This window comes from Amycolatopsis sp. NPDC004747 (assembly GCF_053601335.1).
The window spans coordinates 327,509-349,377 of record NZ_JBSGBQ010000002.1; the positions used below are offsets into that span (position 1 = coordinate 327,509).

General features: G+C 72.3%; 23 protein-coding genes. 8 read left to right on the forward strand and 15 right to left on the reverse strand.

Features of this window, described 5'->3' with window-relative positions; translation table 11 throughout:
- Positions 1-184: 184 nt before the first annotated feature.
- The 7 genes from ACWEGE_RS03900 to ACWEGE_RS03930 all read right to left on the reverse strand — a co-directional run bounded on the left by ACWEGE_RS03900 (position 185) and on the right by ACWEGE_RS03930 (position 7,971).
- Positions 185-1,003, reverse strand: coding sequence for a thioesterase family protein (locus tag ACWEGE_RS03900; protein WP_449659079.1), 819 nt, complete (start codon positions 1,001-1,003; stop codon positions 185-187).
- Between the two features lie 131 nt (positions 1,004-1,134).
- Positions 1,135-1,947 (reverse strand): sugar phosphate isomerase/epimerase family protein, encoded by an 813-nt coding sequence (locus tag ACWEGE_RS03905; RefSeq protein WP_449658905.1) that lies wholly within the window; start codon positions 1,945-1,947, stop codon positions 1,135-1,137.
- 135 nt (positions 1,948-2,082) lie between these two features.
- Entirely contained in the window at positions 2,083-3,774 is a 1,692-nt protein-coding gene (locus ACWEGE_RS03910) for a hypothetical protein (protein ID WP_449658906.1), read from the reverse strand.
- Positions 3,775-3,937: 163 nt separating this feature from the next.
- Complete coding sequence (locus ACWEGE_RS03915) at positions 3,938-4,921, reverse strand: Ppx/GppA phosphatase family protein (protein ID WP_449658907.1); 984 nt, start codon at positions 4,919-4,921, stop codon at positions 3,938-3,940.
- 112 nt (positions 4,922-5,033) lie between these two features.
- Positions 5,034-5,723, reverse strand: coding sequence for a response regulator transcription factor (locus ACWEGE_RS03920; RefSeq protein ID WP_125310281.1), 690 nt, complete (start codon positions 5,721-5,723; stop codon positions 5,034-5,036).
- Complete coding sequence (locus tag ACWEGE_RS03925; protein ID WP_449658908.1) at positions 5,720-6,961, reverse strand: sensor histidine kinase; 1,242 nt, start codon at positions 6,959-6,961, stop codon at positions 5,720-5,722. Before ACWEGE_RS03925 ends, ACWEGE_RS03920 begins: the two co-directional genes overlap by 4 nt.
- Before the next feature lie 146 nt (positions 6,962-7,107).
- Positions 7,108-7,971, reverse strand: coding sequence for an oxidoreductase (locus tag ACWEGE_RS03930; RefSeq protein WP_449658909.1), 864 nt, complete (start codon positions 7,969-7,971; stop codon positions 7,108-7,110).
- Between the two features lie 67 nt (positions 7,972-8,038).
- On the opposite strand from ACWEGE_RS03930, the gene ACWEGE_RS03935 reads away from it, so the two are divergent.
- Positions 8,039-8,677 (forward strand): DUF6879 family protein, encoded by a 639-nt coding sequence (locus tag ACWEGE_RS03935; protein ID WP_449658910.1) that lies wholly within the window; start codon positions 8,039-8,041, stop codon positions 8,675-8,677.
- A gap of 52 nt (positions 8,678-8,729) precedes the next feature.
- On the opposite strand, the gene ACWEGE_RS03940 is transcribed toward ACWEGE_RS03935, so the two are convergent.
- From ACWEGE_RS03940 to ACWEGE_RS03970, 7 genes are all read right to left on the reverse strand, one after another.
- A complete protein-coding gene (locus ACWEGE_RS03940) occupies positions 8,730-9,479 on the reverse strand; it encodes a phosphoglyceromutase (RefSeq protein ID WP_449658911.1) in 750 nt (249 codons plus the stop codon).
- Positions 9,480-9,898: 419 nt separating this feature from the next.
- Positions 9,899-10,768 carry a DUF4349 domain-containing protein gene (locus ACWEGE_RS03945; protein ID WP_449658912.1) on the reverse strand — a complete coding sequence of 290 codons (870 nt, stop codon included), beginning with the start codon at positions 10,766-10,768 and terminating at the stop codon, positions 9,899-9,901.
- 70 nt (positions 10,769-10,838) lie between these two features.
- Complete coding sequence (locus tag ACWEGE_RS03950) at positions 10,839-11,351, reverse strand: YbjN domain-containing protein (RefSeq protein ID WP_449658913.1); 513 nt, start codon at positions 11,349-11,351, stop codon at positions 10,839-10,841.
- The gene (gene mshA / locus ACWEGE_RS03955; protein WP_449659080.1) at positions 11,348-12,643 is read right to left on the reverse strand and encodes a D-inositol-3-phosphate glycosyltransferase; all 1,296 of its coding nucleotides are present in this window, start codon (positions 12,641-12,643) and stop codon (positions 11,348-11,350) included. Before mshA ends, ACWEGE_RS03950 begins: the two co-directional genes overlap by 4 nt.
- A gap of 96 nt (positions 12,644-12,739) precedes the next feature.
- Entirely contained in the window at positions 12,740-13,555 is an 816-nt protein-coding gene (locus tag ACWEGE_RS03960) for an alpha/beta fold hydrolase (RefSeq protein ID WP_449658914.1), read from the reverse strand.
- A 3-nt stretch (positions 13,556-13,558) separates the two neighbouring features.
- Positions 13,559-14,737, reverse strand: coding sequence for a L,D-transpeptidase (locus tag ACWEGE_RS03965; protein ID WP_449658915.1), 1,179 nt, complete (start codon positions 14,735-14,737; stop codon positions 13,559-13,561).
- Positions 14,738-14,895: 158 nt separating this feature from the next.
- On the reverse strand, positions 14,896-15,951 hold the full coding sequence (locus ACWEGE_RS03970) for a UDP-N-acetylmuramate dehydrogenase (protein ID WP_449658916.1): 1,056 nt from the start codon (positions 15,949-15,951) through the stop codon (positions 14,896-14,898).
- Positions 15,952-15,975: 24 nt separating this feature from the next.
- Between ACWEGE_RS03970 and ACWEGE_RS03975 the strand changes: the two genes are divergently transcribed.
- The 5 genes from ACWEGE_RS03975 (at position 15,976) to purU (ending at position 19,382) form a co-directional block, all read left to right on the forward strand.
- Complete coding sequence (locus tag ACWEGE_RS03975; protein ID WP_449658917.1) at positions 15,976-16,482, forward strand: DUF2505 domain-containing protein; 507 nt, start codon at positions 15,976-15,978, stop codon at positions 16,480-16,482.
- Positions 16,461-17,261 (forward strand): class I SAM-dependent methyltransferase, encoded by an 801-nt coding sequence (locus tag ACWEGE_RS03980; protein ID WP_449658918.1) that lies wholly within the window; start codon positions 16,461-16,463, stop codon positions 17,259-17,261. Before ACWEGE_RS03975 ends, ACWEGE_RS03980 begins: the two co-directional genes overlap by 22 nt.
- Positions 17,262-17,324: 63 nt before the next feature.
- Positions 17,325-18,026 (forward strand): DedA family protein, encoded by a 702-nt coding sequence (locus ACWEGE_RS03985; protein ID WP_449658919.1) that lies wholly within the window; start codon positions 17,325-17,327, stop codon positions 18,024-18,026.
- A 4-nt stretch (positions 18,027-18,030) separates the two neighbouring features.
- A complete protein-coding gene (locus tag ACWEGE_RS03990; RefSeq protein WP_449658920.1) occupies positions 18,031-18,492 on the forward strand; it encodes a maleylpyruvate isomerase family mycothiol-dependent enzyme in 462 nt (153 codons plus the stop codon).
- Positions 18,493-18,515: 23 nt separating this feature from the next.
- Positions 18,516-19,382, forward strand: a complete 867-nt coding sequence (gene purU / locus ACWEGE_RS03995) for a formyltetrahydrofolate deformylase (RefSeq protein ID WP_449658921.1) — start codon at positions 18,516-18,518, stop codon at positions 19,380-19,382.
- Positions 19,383-19,403: 21 nt separating this feature from the next.
- Here the strand turns inward: purU and ACWEGE_RS04000 are convergent, their stop codons facing one another.
- Positions 19,404-20,453, reverse strand: coding sequence for an NAD(P)-dependent alcohol dehydrogenase (locus ACWEGE_RS04000; RefSeq protein WP_449658922.1), 1,050 nt, complete (start codon positions 20,451-20,453; stop codon positions 19,404-19,406).
- A 100-nt stretch (positions 20,454-20,553) separates the two neighbouring features.
- On the opposite strand from ACWEGE_RS04000, the gene ACWEGE_RS04005 reads away from it, so the two are divergent.
- Together ACWEGE_RS04005 and ACWEGE_RS04010 are read left to right on the forward strand one after the other, a co-directional pair.
- A complete protein-coding gene (locus ACWEGE_RS04005) occupies positions 20,554-21,153 on the forward strand; it encodes a TetR/AcrR family transcriptional regulator (protein WP_449658923.1) in 600 nt (199 codons plus the stop codon).
- 9 nt (positions 21,154-21,162) lie between these two features.
- Positions 21,163-21,777 (forward strand): pyridoxamine 5'-phosphate oxidase family protein, encoded by a 615-nt coding sequence (locus ACWEGE_RS04010; protein WP_449658924.1) that lies wholly within the window; start codon positions 21,163-21,165, stop codon positions 21,775-21,777.
- Positions 21,778-21,869 lie beyond the last annotated feature (92 nt).

Here is a 21,869-nt window from a genome sequence, read left to right on the forward strand (position 1 = left end):
CCGGCCCGTGCTCAGCCTGCCGGGCCCGGGCCGGGCCCAGCCGGCGGACCTGGCACGCCGGCCGCCCTGGGCGACCGGCCCGCGTACCCGAACAGTCGGCCCGCGCACCCGAACAGTCGGCCCGCGCACCCGGATAGTCGGCCGGCGTGCCTGGAGGGTCGGTTCACGTGTCCCGCGGGCGTGCTCAGCCGCCCGGGGCCGGGGCCAGGCCGAGCTGGCGGGCCTGGCACACGAGCCGGCCCTGGGCGTCGACCACCGTGGCGTCCGAGTCGAACCACGACTCGTGCACCGAACGGGACTCGACCACCACGCGCAGCCAGCCCGGTGCCGGGCGGGTGCGCAGCAACGCCGTCAGCTGGACCGTCGGCGCCCAGCCGATGCGGCCCAGGTTCATCACCACCGGCGGGTTCACGTCCGACGCCAGCAGCGAAAAGTACGGGTCGGCCAGGCTGTGCCGCGGCCGGACCCACAGCCGCACCCGGGGTGGCTCGCCGGTGCGGCCGGTCAGGAAGCCCGCGGTCGCCGGGTCCAGCCTCACCTCGCAGCCCTTGGCCAGGTTGAACGGCCCTTCGCTGCTCTCCGGCATCGCCAGCGCGCCGGGCGGCGGCTCGGCGGGCATCGACGGCACGTCGGTCCACTCCGGGCGGCGCATCGGCAACCGGCCCGTCGTCACCCTGGCCTCGACGCAGCTGCGGCCGCGCTGCTCCAGCCGGACCTCGACCACCGTCGCGCGGCGGCCGACCTTGCGGACGTCCGTGCGCAGCAGCACCGGCCCGAGCGCGGGCGCGTGCAGGAACTCCGCGCTGACGACCAGCGGCTCCGCGTGCGGCTCACCGCGCTCGTGCAGGGCGGCGATCGCCGCCCTCGCCAGCAGGGCGAGCAGGAAACCCCCGTGCGGGTGCGAGCCGATGGCCCATTCCGCACGCAGCACCGCGGTGAAGGTGCCGTCCCCCAGCGACCGCGCCGCACTCGCCGTGTCGAAGGACACGGCGGTGCCGTCCATTCCGCTCACGAACGGTCCGCGCCATTTCGGGAATCCGGGGAGGTGACGAGCAATGAGAGCGACGGGTTCACGGACCGAACTTTACGGGTTCAACCGGCGGAAATGCACTCGGGAGTGGATAGGCGGCGCGGTTATTGCCCGAGGTGGAACCGCGCGAACAACAACGCCTCGGCCAGGTCGCGCACGCGCTGGGCCGCGGTGACGGCGTGCCGGGTGTTGATCTCCAGCACGATCTGACCGGCAAAACCGTTGCTGACCAGCTTCTCGAGCAGTTCGGCGCAGGGCTGGCCGCCGCGTCCGGGTACCAGGTGTTCGTCCTTCGGGACGCCGGTGCCGTCGGCCAGATGGACGTGCGAGAGGCCCTCCCCCATCCGCTGCGCCAGCGCCAGCGCGTCCATCTCGGCTGCCGCTGTGTGGGACAGGTCGAGCGTGTAGTGCCGGAACCCGACGTCCGTCGGATCGATCGACGGCCGGAACGCGGAGACGCGCGAATTCTTGGAACCACCCGGCGGCCGGACCTTGAACATGTTTTCGACGGCGATTTCCACGCCGCTCGACTCCTCCAGTTCGGCGACCAGATCACCGAACGCTTCGCCGTACCGGCGCTGCCAGCGGAACGGCGGGTGGACCACCACGGTGCGCGCGCCGAGCTCGAGCGCGGCGTCGACCGACATCCGCAGCCGGACCGCCGGGTCCGGCGACCAGATCCGCTGGGTGATCAGCAGTGACGGCGAGTGCACCGACAGCACCGGCACGCCGGTGCGCCGCGACCACCGCCGCAGCGCGGTGACGTCCTGGCTGACCGGGTCGGCCCAGACCATCACCTCGACGCCGTCGTAGCCGAGCTCGGCGGCGAGCTCGAAGGCCGTGCCCGCCTTGAGGGGCCACACCGACGCCGTGCTGAGTCCGACGGGGACCGGCTGCTCGTCTGTCACGCGCGCCATCCTGCCTCGTCGCCCGCTGTGCACGGCGCCGCCGGGCCGCCAACGCGACGCGGATCACGGGGTTCAGCTGCGCCCGGACGCACCCTGGCGCCTTCGCCGCGCTGCGCGCTCGCGAAGGCCCGGGTGTCCTGAACGTCAGCGGCCGACCAGCAGCAACGCCGCGGGTGACACCGTCACCACCAGGCCCACCAGCACCGCCAGCACGGTGGTCTGGAGGTCTTCGGCGCGGCGGATCTTCCGCACGATCCAGACCAGCGCGACGACCACCAGCAGCGCGGCGACCAGCGCGGCGGCCGGGATGTTCACCCAGAGCCAGTTGAAGCCGAGCCAGACGGCGGCCCCGCCGACGACGCCCATCGCCAGCTGGCCGGCCAGCGCCAGCCACTGCTTGCCTGCCGAAGCCGCGGGCTCCGGCTCGGCGACCGGCTCGGGCGCGTCGTCGTACTCGTCGTCTTCGTAGTCTTCGCCCTGCTCGTAGCCGTAGTCGTCCTGCTCGAAGTCCGGGCCGTCCGCCGGGTAGTCGTCGGCGAACTCGCGTTCGTAGGGCGCGAGGTCGTCCGGGATCGGCGCCCGCGAGGCGCGGTCGCCGGGGGCGAACGGCATCGGCGGCGGGTACGCGCCCGTCGGCGGGCCCGCGTCGTAGGCGGCCTGGTAGCCGCTGCTCTCCGGGGCGAAGCCGTCGGGCTCGAAGTCGTCCTCGGGGTACCCGTCGTCCGGGGCGTCGGTGGGCACCGCCGGCATGACGCCGATCTCGGTGTCCTCCATCTGCTCCTTCTGCCGCCGCTTGCGCCAGTTCGCCAGGCCCGCGGGCGAGGACGGCTCCGGCGGCTCGGGCTTCTTGCCCTTCGGCGGCACGGGCGGGACGAGCGGCTCGTCGTCCGGGACCGCCGAGAACTGCTCGGTGTGGTCCTCGCGCTTCGGCTCCGGGCGGCGCGACGGGGCGCGGCGCGGGCGGCCGGGCGCGGCGGGCGGCGTCGAGAAGGACCCGCTGGCCATCGGGCCCGGCGGAACGTCGATGTCGGCGTCCGGGGTGCCGTTGAGGCTGTCGAGCCGGGCCGACAGCGGGCCGCCGGGCGGCGGCGTCGGCAGCTGCTGCGACGGCTGCGGCGGCACGGGCAGCTGCTGCGACGGCTGCGGCGGCCCGGGGCGGCGCCGGACCGGCGGGACCGCCCGGGTCTCCTCGGCCGACGCCGGGGGCGTCGGCAGCTGCTGCGACGGCTGCGGGGGCTTGGGCAGCTGCTGCGAGGGCTGCGGCGGCGGCACGGGCAGCTGCTGGGACGGCTGCGGCGGCGGGGGCGGCGGCTGACGGCGCGGCGCGGCGCGCGGCGGCACCGGCAGCTGCGCGGACTCCTGCGGACGCGCGAACTGGCCAGACTCCTGCGGCGGCCGGGCGAACTTGCCGGACTCCTGCGGGGCCGGGCGGGCGTACTGGCCGGACTCGGCGCCGCCGGGGGCGGGCCGCGCCGGGGGCGGCGGCACCGGCCGGGGCAGCGGCTGGGAGTCCTGCGGGACCGCGCGGGGACCGGGCGGCGGCGGGGACGGCGGCTCGGCGCGGCGGCGCCCGGCCGGCCGCGCGGGCGGGGCCGGCGGGGGCGTGCTGCCCTCGGCGGCGACCCGGTCGATGATCGCCTGCGGGCCGGTGTCGCTCACGCCCGGCCGCCGGTGCGAGCCGGTGGCACCGGGCGGGGTCTCGGGGGTGCCGGGTTCGTCGTCGTCATCGGCGGCGCGCCGACGGCGACGGCGTCCGCCGTCGACCTGGGCACCGTGCTGGGCGAGCAGCTCAGCCACGGTCTTCTGCGGCTGGTCGCCTCCGGTCTGGTCCGTCATACCTGGTGATCCCCTGCGCGCACCGAATTACCACTTGCGGCACCTCGCGGAGCGGGACACGACGGCACACCGGCGGCGCCGCGCGCGCTGTACACCGACCTCTGCATGTCCGTCACCTCTCCACCGTGCCCGTTATCCGTCCGGGAAGTCCAGTCGCGTGCTTTCACCGGTCCTCCTGTGCGCCGAAGCGCCCCGCGGAGGCGGCTCCAGTCTCATCCGCGCCGTTCGAATGGTCCAGCCGCCGCAGGATGACACCCTCTCGCAGAGCCCACGGGCAGATCTCGAGTTCCGGCACACCGAGTGCCCGCATCGTGGCCTGTGCCACGAGCGCACCCGCCACGAGCTGGTGCGACCGGCTCGAGCTGACGCCCTCGAGCTCCGCGAGATCGGCCGACGGCATCCGCGAAATGAAGGCCAGGAGCTGGCGCAACGCGGTGTCCGTGAGCGTACGTCGGACGCGCGGGCCCGCCGCGGAGGGGGCGGCGCCGGTCAGCCGGGCGAGCGAGCGGAACGTCTTCGACGTCGCCACGACCCGATCGGGTTCACCCCATTTGGTGACCTTCCGCGCGAGGTCGGTGAGCTGGTCGTCCAGCCACGCGGACGTGGCGACGAGCTCCGACCGCGTCGGCGGGTCGTGCTTGAAGCGGGTGCGCGTGGTGCGGCCCGCGCCCAGGGGCAGGGATTCGGCCAGCACCGGCTCCTCGTCGCGGCCCATCGCGATCTCGAGGGAGCCGCCGCCGATGTCGAGCACCAGCAGCTGCCCGGCGGACCAGCCGTACCAGCGGCGGACGGCGAGGAACGTCAGCCTCGCTTCGTCGGTACCCGAAAGGACCTGCAGGTCGACGCCGGTCTTGTCGGCCACGCGGGCCAGCACCTTGGCGGAGTTCTTCGCTTCGCGGACCGCGGAGGTGGCGAAGGCCATGACCTCTTCGCAGCCGAGCCGGGCGGCGGACTCCTTGGCGGATTCGACCGCGGTCACCAGCTCGTCGGCACCGGCCTTGGAAAGCTCGCCACCGGGGGTGATCCGCTCGGCCAGCCGCAGCACGGACTTTTCGGAATGCATCGGCGTCGGGTGGGCGCCACGGTGGGCGTCGACCACGAGCAGGTGGACGGTGTTGGAACCGACGTCGAGTACCCCTAGGCGCACGGGGGTCCAGGGTACCGGCCTCAGCGGCAGGTCTCGAACTTGTAACCGAAAACACTCGGTGCGGCCTCGCCCCGGCGCGCCTCCGCCGGGGCGATACCGCACCGAACAGGACTTACGTCTCGAACTTGTAGCCGAGGCCGCGAACCGTGACGAGGTGCCGCGGCGAGCCCGGGTCCGGTTCGATCTTCGAGCGCAGCCGCTTCACGTGGACGTCGAGCGTCTTCGTGTCGCCGACGTAGTCCGCGCCCCACACCCGGTCGATCAGCTGCCCGCGCGTCAGCACCCGGCCGACGTTGCGGAGCAGGTACTCGAGCAGGTCGAACTCCTTGAGCGGGAGCGAGACCTCGGCGCCGTCGACGGTCACGACGTGCCGCTCGACGTCCATCCGGACCGGGCCGGCCGAGAGCACCAGCGGGGCCAGCTCCCCCTCCGCGCCGGGCTCGCCGCCGCGGCGCAGCACCGCGCGGACCCGGGCGATCAGCTCGCGCGCCGAGTACGGCTTGGTGACGTAGTCGTCCGCGCCCAGCTCCAGGCCCACGACCTTGTCGATCTCGCTGTCGCGCGCGGTCACCATGATGACCGGCACGGCCGAGCGCTGGCGCAGCTGCTTGCAGACGTCGGTGCCGCTCATCCCGGGCAGCATGAGGTCGAGCAGCACGATGTCGGCGCCGTTGCGGTCGAACTCCTCCAGCGCGGCCTGGCCGGTGCCGGCCACGGCCGCGGTGAACCCTTCCTTGCGCAGCAGGAAGGCGAGGGGGTCGGCGAACGACTCCTCGTCCTCGACGATGAGAACCCTGGTCACAGGTTTCCTCCATGATCTGGGCTGTCCTGCCCGGTAACCACGAGCCTCGGGGTGCGCTCGGGGGTCTTCTCCTGCCGCGGTGCCGGCGAGGTCTTGGCCGCCCGCGCCGGCTCGGTGGCCGGTTCGGGGCTGACGTGCGCGGGGATGCGCAGGGTGAACGTCGAGCCGGTGCCCGGGCGGCTCCACAGCCCGACCGAGCCGCCGTGGTTGGCCGCGACGTGCTTGACGATCGCCAGGCCGAGGCCGGTGCCGCCGGTGGCGCGGGAGCGGGCCTTGTCGGCGCGGTAGAAGCGCTCGAACACGCGCTGCTGCTCGTCCTCGGCGATCCCGATGCCGCGGTCGGTGACGGCGATCTCGACCATGCCGTCGGCGAGCCGCCGGGAAATCGACACCGGGCTGGCGGCCGGCGAGTACGCGACGGCGTTCTCCAGCAGGTTCGACAGCGCGGTGACCAGCAGCGTGCGGTCGCCTTCGACGAGCAGGCCGCTGGGGTTGTCGGTGGTGATGCGGATGTCGGCGGACTCGGCCGAGAGCGTGGTGCGGCCGAGCGCCTCGCGGACGACCGCGTCGACCTCGACGACGTTCAGGTCGGGCAGCCGTTCGGCGCCCTGCAGCCGCGACAGCGCGATCAGCTCGGTGACGAGCTGGCCGAGCCGGGTCGACTCGCGCAGGATCTTGCCGCCGAAGCGGCGGACCTCCTCGACGTCCTCGGCCGCGTCGAGCACGGCCTCGGTGAGCAGCGCGATCGCGCCCACCGGGGTCTTGAGCTCGTGGCTGACGTTGGCGACGAAGTCGCGGCGCACGGCCTCGAGCCGGATGGCCTCGGAGTGGTCGACGGCCTCGACGACGGTGAAGCCGTCGCCGAGCGGCCGGACCTGGCCGAGCACCGCCTCCGGCTGGCGGCCGCGTGCTTCGAGCGGCGAGAGATCGATTTCCAGCGGTTCGTCGGTCTCGGTCACCTGCTCGGCGGCCTTGCGGGCCCGCGGGTCGGCCTGGTTGACCTTCACCAGGCCGAGCTCGTAGGCCCGCGGGTTGTGCAGCACCATGTCGCCGAACCGGTTGAGCACGACGATGCCGTTGGCCGAGGAGCGGACCAGCCGTTCGAGGAGCTCGGCGACGGTCGGACCCGGCGGCCGGGCCTCTTCGCGGCGGGTGCGTGCCCGCGCCAGGAAGTAGCCGGCCACCGCACCGGCCACCAGTGCGCCGATGGCCAGTGCGAGTGAAACAGGCGTGGTCACAGGCCGATCGTAAGCTGAGAAGTGGCCCTTCGGCCTAGCGTTGTCCGCCTTGTCGTGAGCACCGCGACACCTGCGGAGGACATGTTCGCCGGGGCTTCAGGCAGCGTTCACCCGATCGATTCCCCGGCGAGACATTCCGGGCGAATTCACCCGAGGGCGGTGAGGTCTTCCTCGGTCAGTTCGAGTGCCGCCGCGGCGACGTTCTGTTCGAGGTGCGCGAGGTCTCCGGTGCCCGGGATGGCGAGCACGTTCGGGCCCCGGTGCAGCGTCCACGCGAGCCGCACCTGCGCCGGGGTGGCGTCGTGGCGGCGGGCGACCTCGGCAACCCGCGCGTCCTCGCCGGTTCCGCTCGCGACGGCGAAGAACGGCACGAAGGCGATCCCCCGCTCGGCGCACATCCGGACGAGCTCGTCGTCCTCGCGGCGGGCGGTGAGGCCGTACTGGTTCTGGACGCAGACGACCGGCGCGATCGCCAGCGCCTCGGTGAGGTGTTCCGGGCCGACGTTGGAGATGCCCAGCTCGCGGATCAGCCCGGCTTCGCGCAGTTCGGCGAGCGCGCCGAAGCCGTCGGCGAGCGAGCCTTTCCCGCGGTCGAGGTCCTGGCCGATCCGGTAGTTGACGACGTCGAGGTGGTCGAGGCCCAGCTCGCGCAGGTTCTCCTCGACCTGGGCGCGCAGCTGCTCGGGCCGGGCGGTGTAGAAGGTGCCCTCGTAGTCCCGGCCCGGGCCGACCTTGGTGGTGATGACGAGGTCGTCGTAGGGCGCCAGCGCGGTGTTGAGCAGTTCGTTGGCCGAGCGCGGCCCGGCGAAGTAGAACGCGGCCGTGTCGAAGTGGTTCACGCCGAGCTCGACGGCCCGGCGCAGCACGGACAGGGACGTTTCGCGGGCGCGGATGCCGCCGTCCGAAGTGGACATCAGGCGCATGGCGCCGAAGCCGAGGCGGTTGACTTCGAAGGAGCCGAGCTTCCAGGTGCCCGCCGCGGCGGCGGGCGTGGTGGTGTTCGTGGTCATGGCTCCAGCCTTCCGGCGCGGCCCGCACGACCACCGGGTTTGGCAGTTTGCTGCCACACTGGAACACGTGGAGAAGGTGACTGACGTCGTCATGGTGCGCGGCGAAGCGGAGCTGTTCGAGCGGACGGCGCACCTCTTCGAAGCCGCGACGGAGATCTCCTGCGCGGCCCGCGACCTGCACACCTGGTCGGTGGCGCACCCGGCCGCGCCGGAGCGCGAGCAGCCGGTGCGCGGGATGACCGTGCGCAAGGTCTACCGGCCCGGCGTGCTGATCGACCCCGCGCTGGCCGACCACCTGCGGATGATGGCCGCGGGCGGCGCCCGGATCCGGATCACCGAGCGCGAGATCAACGAGACGATCATCCTCGACCGCCGCATCGCGATCGTCGCCGGCGACGAAGTCGGCGGGGTCCGCGGCTACACCGTGATCACCAGCCCGGCCCTGGTCCAGGGCATCCGGTCGCTGTTCGAGGCGGCCTGGCACAGCGCGACCGACCTCGAGTCCTACCAGGCGCGGTTCACCGAGCTGGGCGCGCGGGAGATCCTCGAGCAGCTGGGGTCGGGCTGCAAGGACGAGACGGCGGCCCGGGTCCTCGGCGTGAGCCTGCGCACGTACCGGCGGCGGGTGGCGGAGCTGATGGAGTTGCTCGGCGCCTCTTCCCGTTTCCAAGCCGGGGCGCGAGCCCGCGAAGCCGGTCTCCTCTGACGCACGAAGGCCACGTTCGCGAAAGTTCCGCGAACGTGGCCTTCGGAACAGCTCAGCGGCCCTGGTTGGCCACCGCGGCGGCGGCTTCCTTGGCGGCTTCCGGGTCGAGGTACTCGCCGCCCGGCTTCACCGGCCGCAGGTCCTCGGTGAGGTCGTAGCGCAGCGGGATGCCGGTCGGGATGTTCAGCCCCGCGATGTCGGCGTCGGAGATGCCGTCGAGGTGCTTGACCAGCGCGCGCAGCGAGTTGCCGTGCGCGGCGACCAGCACGGTCTTGCCCGCGCGCAGGTCCGCGACGATCTCGGACTCCCAGTACGGCAGCAGGCGCTCGACGACGTCCTTCAGGCACTCGGTCAGCGGCGCGGCGTCGCCGAGGTTCGCGTAGCGGGCGTCGCCCGCCTGGCTCCACTTGTCGTCCGGGTCGATCGGCGGCGGCGGGGTGTCGTACGAGCGGCGCCAGAGCATGAACTGCTCCTCGCCGAACTCCTCGAGGGTCTGCTTCTTGTTCTTGCCCTGCAGCGCGCCGTAGTGGCGCTCGTTGAGGCGCCAGTCGCGCTTCACCGGGATCCAGTGCCGGTCGGCGGCGTCCAGCGCGATGTTCGCGGTGGAGATCGCGCGGCGCAGCAGCGAGGTGTGCACCACGTCCGGGAGCAGCCCGGCGTCGGCCAGCAGCCGGCCGCCCTGGCGGGCCTCGCCCTCGCCCTGCTCCGACAGCGGTACGTCCACCCAGCCGGTGAACAGGTTTTCCGCGTTCCACGTGCTCTGCCCGTGCCGCAGCAGCACCAACGTCCCAATCTCGGCCATGGTCCCAGCCTGCCAGAACGCACAGCGCAGCCAACTGGCGACCTCTGTCCTACTTAGAGTGTGTTACCCCGGAGTAACAGTTCACTCTTCGGCAAGTCGCTTGGCCAACAACGCGCAAAAATCCCGATGAGGACTGCACACCGTTATCGACATTTCCGAATTTCACCCGAACGGGTTAGCCGGTAGCCTTGTGATTACCCGGCGGGATCTGACAGGTTGACTACGTCCCGAGCGGCCGGATTCCACGCACTCCCCGGCCGGGTTCGGGCATCGACCGCGGCTCGTCTCCCCCCTGCCGAGCCGCGGCCCGCCGGCCCCGTTGGCACCCCCCTCGTCACCGGGTCCTGATCGGCGGGAACTTCAGCGGGGCGGCTCGAGATCGCGACTCCCCCTCCCTCGAGCCGTCCCGCCTGTTCCGCTCAGCTCTCGCTCGGTTCCGGCGCCGCCACGGGCACCGGCGGACGGCGGCGGCGGTACAGCCGCCAACCCAGCCAGCCCAGCGGCACGAGGAACAGCAGGAACGGCGCGAGCGCGCCCAGCACCGTGAGCAGGCCCCCGCCGAAGACGAGGAAGGCGTGCCAGCCGCCGGCCAGCCCGCCGAGGAACCCGCTGTGGTCCTCGCTCGGCGGCGGGGGCGCCGCGGCGCCGCGGATCGTCATCGCCACGGTCGCCATCGCGACGCTGCCGGCCAGGGAGTTCCGCTGCTGCTCGAGCGATTCGAGGGCCGCCTCGCGGCTGGTCAGCTCGCTTTCGACCGAAGCGATCTCGGACACCGAACTCGCCCGCGCGAGCAGGGCGCGGATCCGCTCCACCGACGCCCGCTGCGTCGCCAGCCGCGCTTCGACGTCGACGACCTGCTCGGTCACGTCCTGGGTGGCCAGCTCCCGCTTCACCAGGCTGCCGAGGTGCCCGAGCTGGTCGAGCACGCCGTCGAGCCGGTCGGCGGGCACCGCGAGGTTGAGGGTCGCCAGCTCTTCGCCGGTGCTCTCCTGGCCGGTGTAGCCGCCGGCGCCCTGCGCGATCCCGCGAGCCTGCGCGACGACGTCGACCACCTTGGGGGTGGTCAGCTCCAGCCGGGCGCTGCGCGAGAGCTTCCGTTCGGTGGCGCCCGGCTGCGGCGGGGTCACCTTCTCCTGCCCGGACTTGCCGTTGCCCTGCTGCGTCGCGGCCGGGACCGGCCCGGCTCCGGCACTGTCCGCGGTGGCCGAGCTCTTCTCCGACGCCGAGCAGCCGGCCAGCGCGAACACCACCGCGGCGGCGGCGAGCCCGGCTCTCCATCGAGTCCGCATCCTGGGTCTCCCTCCAGTTTCGACTGGCGAGGAGACGGATGTCCGGTTCAGGGCCGTTGCACGGCCTCGGTCACGACTCGGTCAAGCCGGGTTCGTGCGGCTTCGCGGGCGCGACCAGGTGCTTGAACGCCTGGAGGTTGGCCAGGGATTCCCCGCGGGAGACACGCCAGTCCCACTCGCGCTTGATCGACGTCGCGAAGCCGATCTCGAGCAGCGTGTTGAAGTCGCCGTCGGCCGCTTCCAGCACCTGGCCGAGCACCTTGTCGAGCTCGTCGGCGTTCATCGTCTCCTTGCCGAACCGGCCGACCAGGTAGATGTCCCCAAGACTGTCCACTGTGTAGTGAACGCCGTACAGCTTCGCGTTGCGCTGCAACAGGAAGCGGTAAACGTCCTCATGGGACTCATCGGGACGGCGGCAGACGAAGGCCTCCACCGAGAACGCGTGGTCGCCGTCGACCAGCCACGCGTTCGTCTGCAGCTTCTTCGTTCCCGGCAGCGTGACGAAGTACTTGCCCGGCCCGCGCCGGTCGTACTTCAGCTCCGCGGAGTCCAAAGTAGACCGGATCAGCTCGTCCAGGCTCACACCGCCACCTCCGCGCGCAGGTCCAGCGCACGGGAGAAGGCGCTGGTGGCCTGAGCATAGATGTCCAGCAGCGCGTCCGTGGTGCGGCGCCAGGAGAACCGGCGCGCGTGCACGACGGCGTTGGCGCCGAGCTCGGCGCGCCGGTCGGGGCGGAGCGCGACCGCGGCCAGCGCGTCCGCCCACTCGTCGGCGCCGTGCCCGGGCACCAGCAGCCCGGACACGCCGTGCGGCACCGCCACCGGCAGCCCGCCGACCTCGGCGGCGACCACCGGCGTCCCGCAGGCCTGCGCCTCGAGGGCCACCAGGCCGAACGACTCGTTGTAGCTGGGCACCGCGACGACGTCGGCGGCGCGGAACACCCGGGCGAGGCGCTCGCCGGGCTGCGGCGGCAGGAACCGGACCTGCCGCTCGATGCCGAGGGAGACGGCGAGCTCGCGCAGGGCCTGCGGCTGCTCCAGCCCGGTGCCCGACGGGCCGCCGACGATCAGCACGACCAGCCGCGGCCCCAGCTCGGGACGGCGGCGCAGCATCGCGGCCGCGGCGTGCAGCAGGACGTCCGGCGCCTTGAGCGGCTGGATCCGGCCCGCGAAGGCGAGCACGACGTCGTCGTCGGCCAGCCCCAGCTCCGCGCGTGCGACGGACTTGGCGCCCGGGGTGAAGCGCTCGAGGTCGACACCCGGCGGCACGGCGTGCACCGCGTCCGGCTCGGCGTCGTAGAGCTCGATGAGCTGGCGCGCTTCGACCGCGGTGTTCGCGACCAGCCGGTCGGCCTCGGCGACCACCTGCTCCTCGCCGATCACGCGGGTGCGCGGCTCGGGCTTGTCGCCCTCGGCGAGGGCGGCGTTCTTCACCTTCGCCAGGGTGTGCGCGGTGTGCACGAGCGGCACGGACCAGCGGTCGCGGGCGAGCCAGCCGACCTGGCCCGAGAGCCAGTAGTGCGAGTGGATGAGGTCGTAGTGGCCGGGCTCGTGGAAGGCCTCGGTGCGCAGCACGCCGGAGGTGAACGCGCACAGCTGGGCGGGCAGCTCGTCGCGGCCCAGCGGCTCGAACGGGCCGGCCGGCACGTGCCGCACGGTCACGCCGGGCGCCAGCTCGGCCACCGGCGGCTGGCCGGACGCGGTCGCGCGGGTGAAGACCTCGACTTCGACGCCGCGGCGGGCCATCTCGGTCGCGGTCTGGCTGACGTAGACGTTCAGCCCGCCGGCGTCGCCGGTCCCGGGCTGCTCCAGTGGCGAGGTGTGGACGGACAGCACCGCGATCCGGCGCGGACCCCCGGCTTTCGGGGGGTCCAGGGGGGCTTGCCCCCCGGCTGGGGTCTGGGGCTTGGCCCCAGGAGACGCAGCCCGGAACCTTCGGATGTTGCTGGTCACCCTGTCACTTCTCCTGCTTCAGCATTCCTCGGCGAACTGCCGGAGCACCGCGTCGAACTCGGCCGCGGACTCGGCGAAGGGCGCGTGCCCCCCGTCAACGAACCAACGTCCGACGGCACCCGGAATCTTCCCGAGGGCGTCTTCGGCCACCGAGGGCTCGATCACGCGGTCGGCCGTGCCGTGCACGACGAGGACCGGTTTGTCGATCCCGGCCAGCACGTCTTCGCTGCCGGCGTCCCGGCGGAACAGCGCCGAGCGGACCGACGGCGGCACGCTGAGAGAAGCCCCGAGCAGGGCCTGGGCCTGCGCGCCGGGCACCGGCCCGGCGGCCATCCCGCGGCTGAACGCGGTCAGGGCGGGGACCGCGATGTCCGGATCGTCGGAAAGCATCGCCCGCATGTGCTCGCGCATCAGGGAGCCGACGCGCCCGCCCGGCCGGTCACGGCCGATCTCGGTGATGGCGCCGACGAGCACGAGCCCGCGCAGCCGTGCGGTGCCGTGCACCCGGATGTGGTCGGTGACCACCAGGCCGCCGTAGGACCAGGCGACGACGATCGCGTCCGGGCCGGCGAAGTCGAGCACCGCGGCGAGGTCGTCGGCCCAGACGTGCGGGTCGTCATACCCGGTGACCGGGACGTCGGAGGCGCCGTGGCCCCGCAGGTCCATCGCGACCAGGCGGAACCGCTCGGTCAGCGCGGGGTCGGCGAGCTGCGCGTCCCAGCACCGGGCCGACTGCGCCCAGCCGTGCACGAACACGATGGGCCTGCTGTTCGCCTCACCCTCGACCCGCAGGCCGAGCCGGACCCCGCCGTGCCCGACGACTTCGGTGCGCACGGGCTACTTCGCACCCAGCCCTTGCCAGGCCGCCCAGCTGTAGTTCCAGTCCTTGACGTCCGAGGCCATCGGCGGGCCGAGCTTCGAGCCGGTGATCTCGACCGGGTCGCCGATCATCGCCGAGTCGAAGTAGTCCTTGGCGTCGGCTTCGAGCAGGTTGACGCAGCCGTGGGAGTTGTTGTTCTTCCCGATGTTGGCCGCGTTGTCCTGGTTCTCGTGGATGTACTCGCCGTGGTTGGAGAACCGGCAGGCCCACTTCTTGTTAACGTTCGTGTAGCCGTAGCGGGCGTTGTCGAACACGGCCGTCGGCTCGCGGGTCATGATGATGTAGGTGCCGTTCGGGGTGTTGCGGTCGACCTCGGCGTCCAGCCCGTTGGCGCACGGGTAGCTCTTGACCTGGGCACCGCCCCGGTAGACGCGCATCTGGTGGTCGGGGGTGTTGACCTTGACCACCTGGTTGCGGCCGATCTTGAACTTCGTGGTGACGTCGGCCTTGCCGTACGCGCCGCCGCCCAGGTCGACGCCGTACAGCTTCGCCTCGACGTTCACCGTGATGTTCTCCGGCCAGTACTCCTTCGGCCGGTAGTCGACCTGCCTGTCGGACAGCCAGCCCCAGGCGCCCTCGACCTTTTTGTCCGTCTTCACGGACAGGGCCTTCTCGACGGCCTTGCGGTCCTTGACCGCCGACGCGAACTTGACGCTGATCGGCATGGCCACGCCGACCGTCTGGTTGTCGGCCGGGTTGAGCGTGGCGCGCACCTGCGTGGCCGGGTTGATCGTGGTGAAGGTGCCCTTGAACTCGACCGGCTTGCCGTCGCTGCCGGTGGCCTTGGCGGCGTAGGTGTAGGTCTTGCCGTAGCCGAGCGGCTCGGAGCTGGTCCAGGTGAGGCCGTCCGGCGAGAGGTCGCCCTTGACCTCCTTGCCGCCGTCGGCGCTCAGCTTGCACTCGCTGAGCTTGCCGTCGGCGACCTTCAGCACGGCGGGCTTGAGCACCGGGACGTCCTTGGCGTCGGCCGCGGGCTCGGCCGTGATCTTCGCCACTGGCTGCGCGCCGCCACCCTCACCGTCGCTGTTGGCACCGGTCGGCTTGGCCGTACCGCCCGTCTCGCTGGAACACGCGGCGGCGACCAATGCGGCCCCAGCCGCCAGGGCAGCCTTGAAGACCGTACGCCGTTCGATCACCGAAACCTCCCGAAATCCCCCGCCGACCAGCGGGCACAAGCCCTTAGCGCTGGTGACCCGCTCGACGTTACCCGCCGGATGGCAAAGACCAGCCGATCAGGTGGGAACAGTCTTTGTCGACAAGACGCCCTACACACGTACGGGTTGCCCGATTCGGCTCAAATCACGCAGTTGATCAACAGCGGTTCGGGGTGCAGCCGGACGCCGAACCGCGCGTGGACGCCGTCGCGGACCTCGCGCGCCAGTGCCAGCAGGTCCTCCGTGGTCGCGTCGCCGCGGTTGGTCAGCGCGAGCGTGTGCTTCGTCGACAGTGAAACGCGGTTCCCCGGTCCGGGGTACCCCTTGGCGAAGCCGGCGCGCTCGATCAGCCAGGCCGCGGACAGCTTGACGCCGCCGTCGGCCGGGTACTGCGGCACCTCGGCGCCGGCGACGGACGTGATCCGCTCGAGCACCGCCGGAGCTTCGGCGCTCGGCACGATCGGGTTGGTGAAGAACGAGCCGGCGCTCCACGTATCGTGGTCGTCCTGGTCGAGCACCATGCCCTTGCCGCGACGCAGCTTGAGCACGGCTTCGCGCGCTTCGGCGGCGGGGACGCGGGCGCCGATCCCGACGCCGAGCGTGCGCGCCAGCTCGGCGTAGCGGATGGGCGCGGAAAGGCCGTCTTCGCGGACCTCGAAGCGCACCGAGAGGACGACGCCGGTGTCGGTGCCCTTGAGCACGCTGGTGCGGTAGGCGAAGCCGAGCTCGTCCGCCTTGAGCGTGCGCACTTCGCGCGTCACGCGGTCGTAGAGCTCCACCGAGACGATCGACTCGGCGACCTCGCAGCCGTAGGCGCCGACGTTCTGGATCGGTGTCGCGCCGACGCTGCCGGGGATGCCGGAGAGGCATTCGAGCCCGCCCAGCCCGGCCTCGACCAGCGCGGCGACGAAGGCGTCCCAGTTCTGGCCCGCCTGGACCTCCACGTGATCGCCGTCACGCCGCCAGCCGGTGGTGGCCACCTCGACCAGCGTGCCGTCGAACCCCGCGTCGCCGACCACCAGGTTGGAGCCGCCGCCGAGCAGCAGCACCGGCTCGCCCGCCGCGTCCGCCTCGCGGACGGTCGCGAGGAGGTCTTCGCTGGTCACGACGCTGACGAAGCGGCGGGCCGGGCCGCCGAGGCGCAGCGTGGTGTACGCGGCGAGCTTCGGGAGGGCGGGAGTTCGGGCGGAGTTCACGCGTCTGACGGTACTGTCCGGCTCATGGGATCCCGGATCGAGCACCGCGCCGAGTTCGCCGCCGACGTCGCGTCCACGTACGCGGCCGTCGCCGGCGAAGACGCGCTGCGGGCCCGCCTGGCGGAGATCGGCGGGCACGACGCGGCCCTGCTGTCGTACGAGGTGTCCGGCACGGACCTGCGGTACGCGCTGCGGCAGGGGATCAGCGCGGACAAGCTGCCGCAGGCGGTCCGGACGCTGCACAAGGGCGACCTGCGGGTGACCCGCACGCAGACCTGGCGGGTCAGCAACGACGGCACCGGACGGCAGGGCAACGCGACCGTCGAGGTCAGCGGTGTGCCCGGCGAGATCAGCGCGCGGACCGCGCTGCTGGCCAACGGGGACAAGACGGTGCTGCGGATCAGCGGCGAGGTGACGGTCCGGATCCCGCTGTTCGGCGGGAAGCTGGAGAGCGTGATCGCCGAGCAGGTCGTCAAGCTGCTGGAGCGCGAAGCCGAATTCACGGCGAAGTGGCTCACCGAAGCAAGCTGACCCCGGTCGGCGCGCCGACGCGCGGCACGACCAACCCGAACCGCCTGCGCCGGGTCGACCGGTGGATCGCGGCCGCCCCGGCCACGTCCCGGCTGTTGCGCGCCACCGGTTCCCCGCTGGTGGTCGACCTCGGCTACGGCGCTTCCCCGGTGACGACGGTCGAGCTGGCGCGGTGGCTGCGCCGGGTCCGCCCGGACGTCCGCGTGCTCGGCCTGGAGCTGGATCCGGTGCGGGTCGCCGCCGCGCTGCCCGCCGCGTCGCCACCGTGGCTGGACTTCCGGCGCGGCGGCTTCGAGCTGGCCGGGACGCGACCGGTGCTGGTGCGGGCGTTCAACGTGCTCCGGCAGTACGCGGAGGACGAGGTCGCGGGCGCGTGGCGCCTGGTGCTGGACTCGATGCCCGCCGAGGGCCTCCTGGTGGAGGGCACCTGCGACGAGATCGGCCGGCTGTCGACGTGGGTCCTGGTGTCGGCGGCCGGGCCGGTCTCGTTGACGCTGTCGATGCGGCTGGCCGGGCTGGACCGCCCGTCGACGATCGCCGAGCGGCTGCCGAAGGCGCTGATCCACCGCAACGTGCCCGGTGAACGCGTCCACGAGCTGTTGTCGTCGCTGGACGCCTGCTGGGCCACGGCGGCCCCGCACCAGGCGTTCGGCGTGCGGTCGAGGTGGCTGGAAACCGTCCGGCTGCTGATCGCCCGCGGGTGGCCGGTGCTGGGCCCGCCGTCCCGGATCCGCCTCGGCGAGCTGACCGTCCCGTGGACGTCGGTCGCCCCCGGGTGAACGTTCACCGGGTCACCCCCGCTGCGTCACCCCGAAGTGACCTGCGGTGATCACCATTGAGCCGTGGAACTCCTGGGGCAGGTCACCGAGCTGCTGCGCGGCACGCTCGGCTCGCCGTGGCTGTGGGTGCTCGTCTTCGCCGTGTCCGGGTTGGACGCGCTGCTGCCGTTCATGCCCAGCGAGACCACCGTGGTCACGGTCGCCGTCCTGCTCGGGCCCGATCCCGCGCGGCTCACCCTGCTCGCCGCGGTGGCGGCCGCGGGCGCGTGGGCGGGCGACTGCCTCGGGTACGCCGCCGGCCGGTCCGCCGGACCGCGGGCGATCGCGCGGCTGCAGCGCGGGCCCGACGGCCGCCGCCGGTACGAGTGGGCCCGCGACCAGGTGCGCCGCAACGGCGGGCTCTTGATCGTCGCCGCCCGCTACCTGCCGGGCGGGCGGGTCGCCAGCGCGCTGGCCAACGGCAGCCTCGGCTACCCGCTGCCGAAGTTCGTCGTGCTCGACGCCGCCGGTGCGGCGCTCTGGGCGGGGTACAGCGTGCTGATCGGCCTGGCAGGCGGCGCCGCTTTCGCCGACGAACCGGCGAAGGGCCTGCTGTTGTCCTTCGGTCTCGGCCTGGGATTGGTCTTGGCCATCGAGGCCGGGCGACGGATACGGTCGGTCCATGCTCGAAGCGATCGACGTGCACGCGGACGCGTTGAAGCGGGCGGCCCTCGCGGCCGGTCCGGCGGCCAGGGTGCCGAACTGTCCGGAGTGGACTGTCCATGACCTGGTGACGCACATCTCGCTCGCGCACTGCGCCGCCACCAGCCTGGCCATGGGCCTGCCGCCACGGCCCGAGCCGCCGACGGGCTGGGAGGACGTGCTCGGGTGGTGGGACGGCCAGCGCCTGGCCCTGCGCGAAGCCCTGGTGCGCCATCCGGACACGCCGTGGACCCGCCGGATGGCCCACGAAACGGCGATCCACCGGCTCGACGCCGAATCCGCTCTCGCCGACGCTCCGGAGACCCGCTTCTCCCCCGAGTTCGCCAACGACGGTATCGACGAGTTCCTCACGTTCCTCCTCGCGCGCCGCGGCCTCACCATCGGCGTGCGGATCACGACGCCGGAGCGGACGTGGACCGTCGGGACCCCGGCGACCGAGGTGTCCGGCGCCGCCGACGACGTCTACCGGGCGCTGTACGGCCGCCCTCATCGGGCGGCGATCAGCGGGGACCGGCTCCCGGCCGTCTGACCAGCGCGGGGGAGAATGTCCGGGTGACCGCTCCCGAACGCCGCTACGTCATCACCTTCGGCTGCCCCGACCGCACCGGCATCATCGCCCGGATCTCCGGGTTCCTCGCCGAGCACGGTGGCTGGATCGTCGAGGCGGCCTACCACACCGACCCGGACACGGGCTGGTTCTTCACCCGCCAGGTGGTCCGGGCCGACTCCCTGCCCTTTGACGCCGCGGAGCTGCGCGCCCGCTTCGGCGAGGTGGCCGCGGAGCTGTCGGCCGAGTCGAGCTGGCGGGTCAGCGACACCGGCGAGCGGCGCCGCGCGGTGATCCTCGTCTCCAAGGCCGGGCACTGCCTGTACGACCTGCTCGGCCGGGTCGCCTCCGGGGAGCTCGACGTCGACGTCGCCGCGGTGATCGGCAACCACGACTCGCTGGCCGACATCACCCGCGCGCACGGCATCCCGTTCCACCACGTGCCGTTCGCCGCCGGGGACAAGGCGGCGGCGTTCGAGCAGGTGCGCAAGCTGGTCGACGAGCACGACCCGCACGCGGTGGTGCTGGCCCGGTTCATGCAGATCCTGCCCGCGGACCTGTGCCGCGAGTGGGCGGGCCGGGCGATCAACATCCACCACAGCTTCCTGCCGTCGTTCATCGGCGCGAAGCCGTACCACCAGGCCCACACGCGCGGGGTGAAGCTGGTCGGCGCGACCTGCCACTACGTGACGGCGGACCTCGACGCGGGCCCGATCATCGAGCAGGACGTCATCCGCGTCGACCACGGCGACTCGGTGGAGGACATGGTCCGCAAGGGCCGGGACATCGAGAAGGTGACGCTGGCCCGCGGCCTGCGCTGGCACCTGGAGAACCGCGTGCTGGTGCACGGCAACCGGACCGTGGTGTTCTGACCCGGTTGCCGTGCGTGGCGGTCAGGCGCCGATGGTCTTGGCGTCGATGACGAACCGGTAGCGGACGTCGGAGTTCTCGACGCGCTCGTAGGCCTCGTTGATCTTGTCCGCCGAGATCGTCTCGATCTCCGCGCCGATGCCGTGCTCCGCGCAGAAGTCCAGCATCTCCTGGGTCTCGGCGATGCCGCCGATCATCGAGCCGGCCAGCACCTTGTTGCCGCCCAGCAGCGAGAAGGCGTTGTAGGACAGCGGCTCGCCCGGGGCGCCGACGTTGACCATCGCGCCGCCGACCTTGAGCAGGCTCAGGTAGGCGTCCACCGGCAGCTTGGCCGACACGGTGTTGAGGATGACGTCGAACTTGCCCTTGAGCGTTTCGAACGTCGACTCGTCGCTGGTCGCGTAGTAGTCCTTCGCGCCGAGCTTGAGGCCGTCCTCCTGCTTCTTGAGGCTCTGGCTCAGCACGGTCACCTCGGCGCCCATCGCGGCGGCGATCTTGACGCCCATGTGCCCGAGCCCGCCGAGGCCGATCACGGCGACCTTCTTGCCGGGGCCGGCGCCCCAGTGGTGCAGCGGCGAGTAGGTGGTGATGCCCGCGCACAGCAGCGGCGCGGCGACGTCGAGGTCGATGCCCTCGGGGATGCGGCAGACGAAGGCGTCCTTCACGACGATCTGGTTGCTGTAGCCGCCGTAGGTGTTCTCGCCGTCGAAGCCGACGCCGTTGTAGGTCTGGACGTTGCCCTTGACGCAGAACTGCTCGGTGCCGGCCAGGCAGTACTCGCACTCGCCGCAGGAGTCGACCATGCAGCCGACGCCGACGCGGTCGCCGACCTGGTACTTCGTGACGTCCGAACCGACCGCGGCGACGACGCCGGCGATCTCGTGGCCCGGGACCATCGGGAAGATCGCCTGGCCCCAGTCCTCCTTGGCCTGGTGGATGTCGCTGTGGCAGATGCCGGCGTAGGCGATGTCGATCAGCACGTCGTCGGGACGCAGGTCACGGCGCTCGATCGTGGTCGGCGCCAGCGGCGCGCCCGGCGCCGGAACGGCGATGGCGTGCGTGGTGGTGCTCATGGAACCCTCCAAGTTCAAGTACCGTCGTTGTAAGAGGTCTCATACATGTCCTACGTAAGAGGCCTCTTACATATTTCGAACGAGAGATGTGATCCAGGTCATGGGCGGCAAGTACCACCACGGCGACCTCCGCGGCGAGCTCGTGCGCGTCTCCCTGGACCTGATAGCCGAGCAGGGCCTCGAAGGCTTCTCGGTCGCCGAGGTCGCGCGGCGGGCGAAGGTCAGCCCCGGCGCGCCGTACCGGCACTTCGCCTCCCGGGAGAGCCTGCTGGCCGAAGTGGCGGGCAACATCGCCTGCCAGCTCGCCGACCGCGTGGCCGACGCGGCCGCGGAGCACCCGGACCCCGCGGACGCGCTGGCCGCCGCCGCGGGCGCGTACACGCGGTACCTGATCGAGCGGCGGGCGGGGATGAACGTCATCTACGCCGAAGGCCTGCACGGGCCGGAGCACGTCGGGCTGCACGAGCAGACCCGCCGGCTGACCGACGAGTTCCTGTTCCGCTGCCTGACCGTCGCCCCGGACCCGGCGACCGCGCTGGAGCTGATGGAGCAGCTGTTCACCCAGGCACACGGCTACGGCACGTTCCAGCTCGACGGCGTCTTCGTGAAGCACGGCTATTCGACGGACCTGGTGGTGCGCAAGTCCACCGAGGCCGCACGGGTCGCCATCGCGGGCCGGATCGCCGGTGGCGACCGCTAGCTTGGGGACATGGGGATCATCGACTCACACGAGGCACTGCGCGAGATCGTCGGCGAGGCGGCCGAGCTGACGCAGCGGAAGGTCATCGACCGGATCGACGAGCACGCGCGGAACCTGATCGCGCACTCGCCGTTCGTGCTGCTGGCGACCTCGGCACCGGACGGCAGCTGCGACGTCTCCCCGCGCGGCGACCCGGCGGGTTCGGTGCTGGTGCTCGACGAGAAGACACTGGTGCTGGCCGACCGGCCGGGCAACAAGCTGGTCGACAGCTTCCGCAACATCGTCGACAACCCGCACGCCGGCCTGCTGTTCCTGGTGCCGGGGATGAACGAGACGCTGCGGGTCAACGGCCGCGCGCGGCTGGTGTCGGACGCACCGTTCTTCGACTCGCTGGTGGTGCGGGGCAAGCGGCCGCGGCTCGCGGTGGTCGTCGAAGTGCAGGAGCTGTACATGCACTGCGCGAAGGCGTTCCTGCGGTCGTCGCTGTGGCAGCCGGAGACGTGGCCGGACCGCTCGACGCTGCCGTCGCTGGGCACGATCATGCGGGACCAGATGGCCCTGCCGGTCTCGGCGGCCGAGCTGGACGCGCGCCTCGACCACCGGGCGCTGACCGAGCAGTACTGAGCCCGGCGGTCACCAAGCCGGACAAGGCGATGCGGCACACGCCGCATCGCCGAAGGCGCCGGCAGCCGGGCGGCCCCAGCCGGATCGCCGCG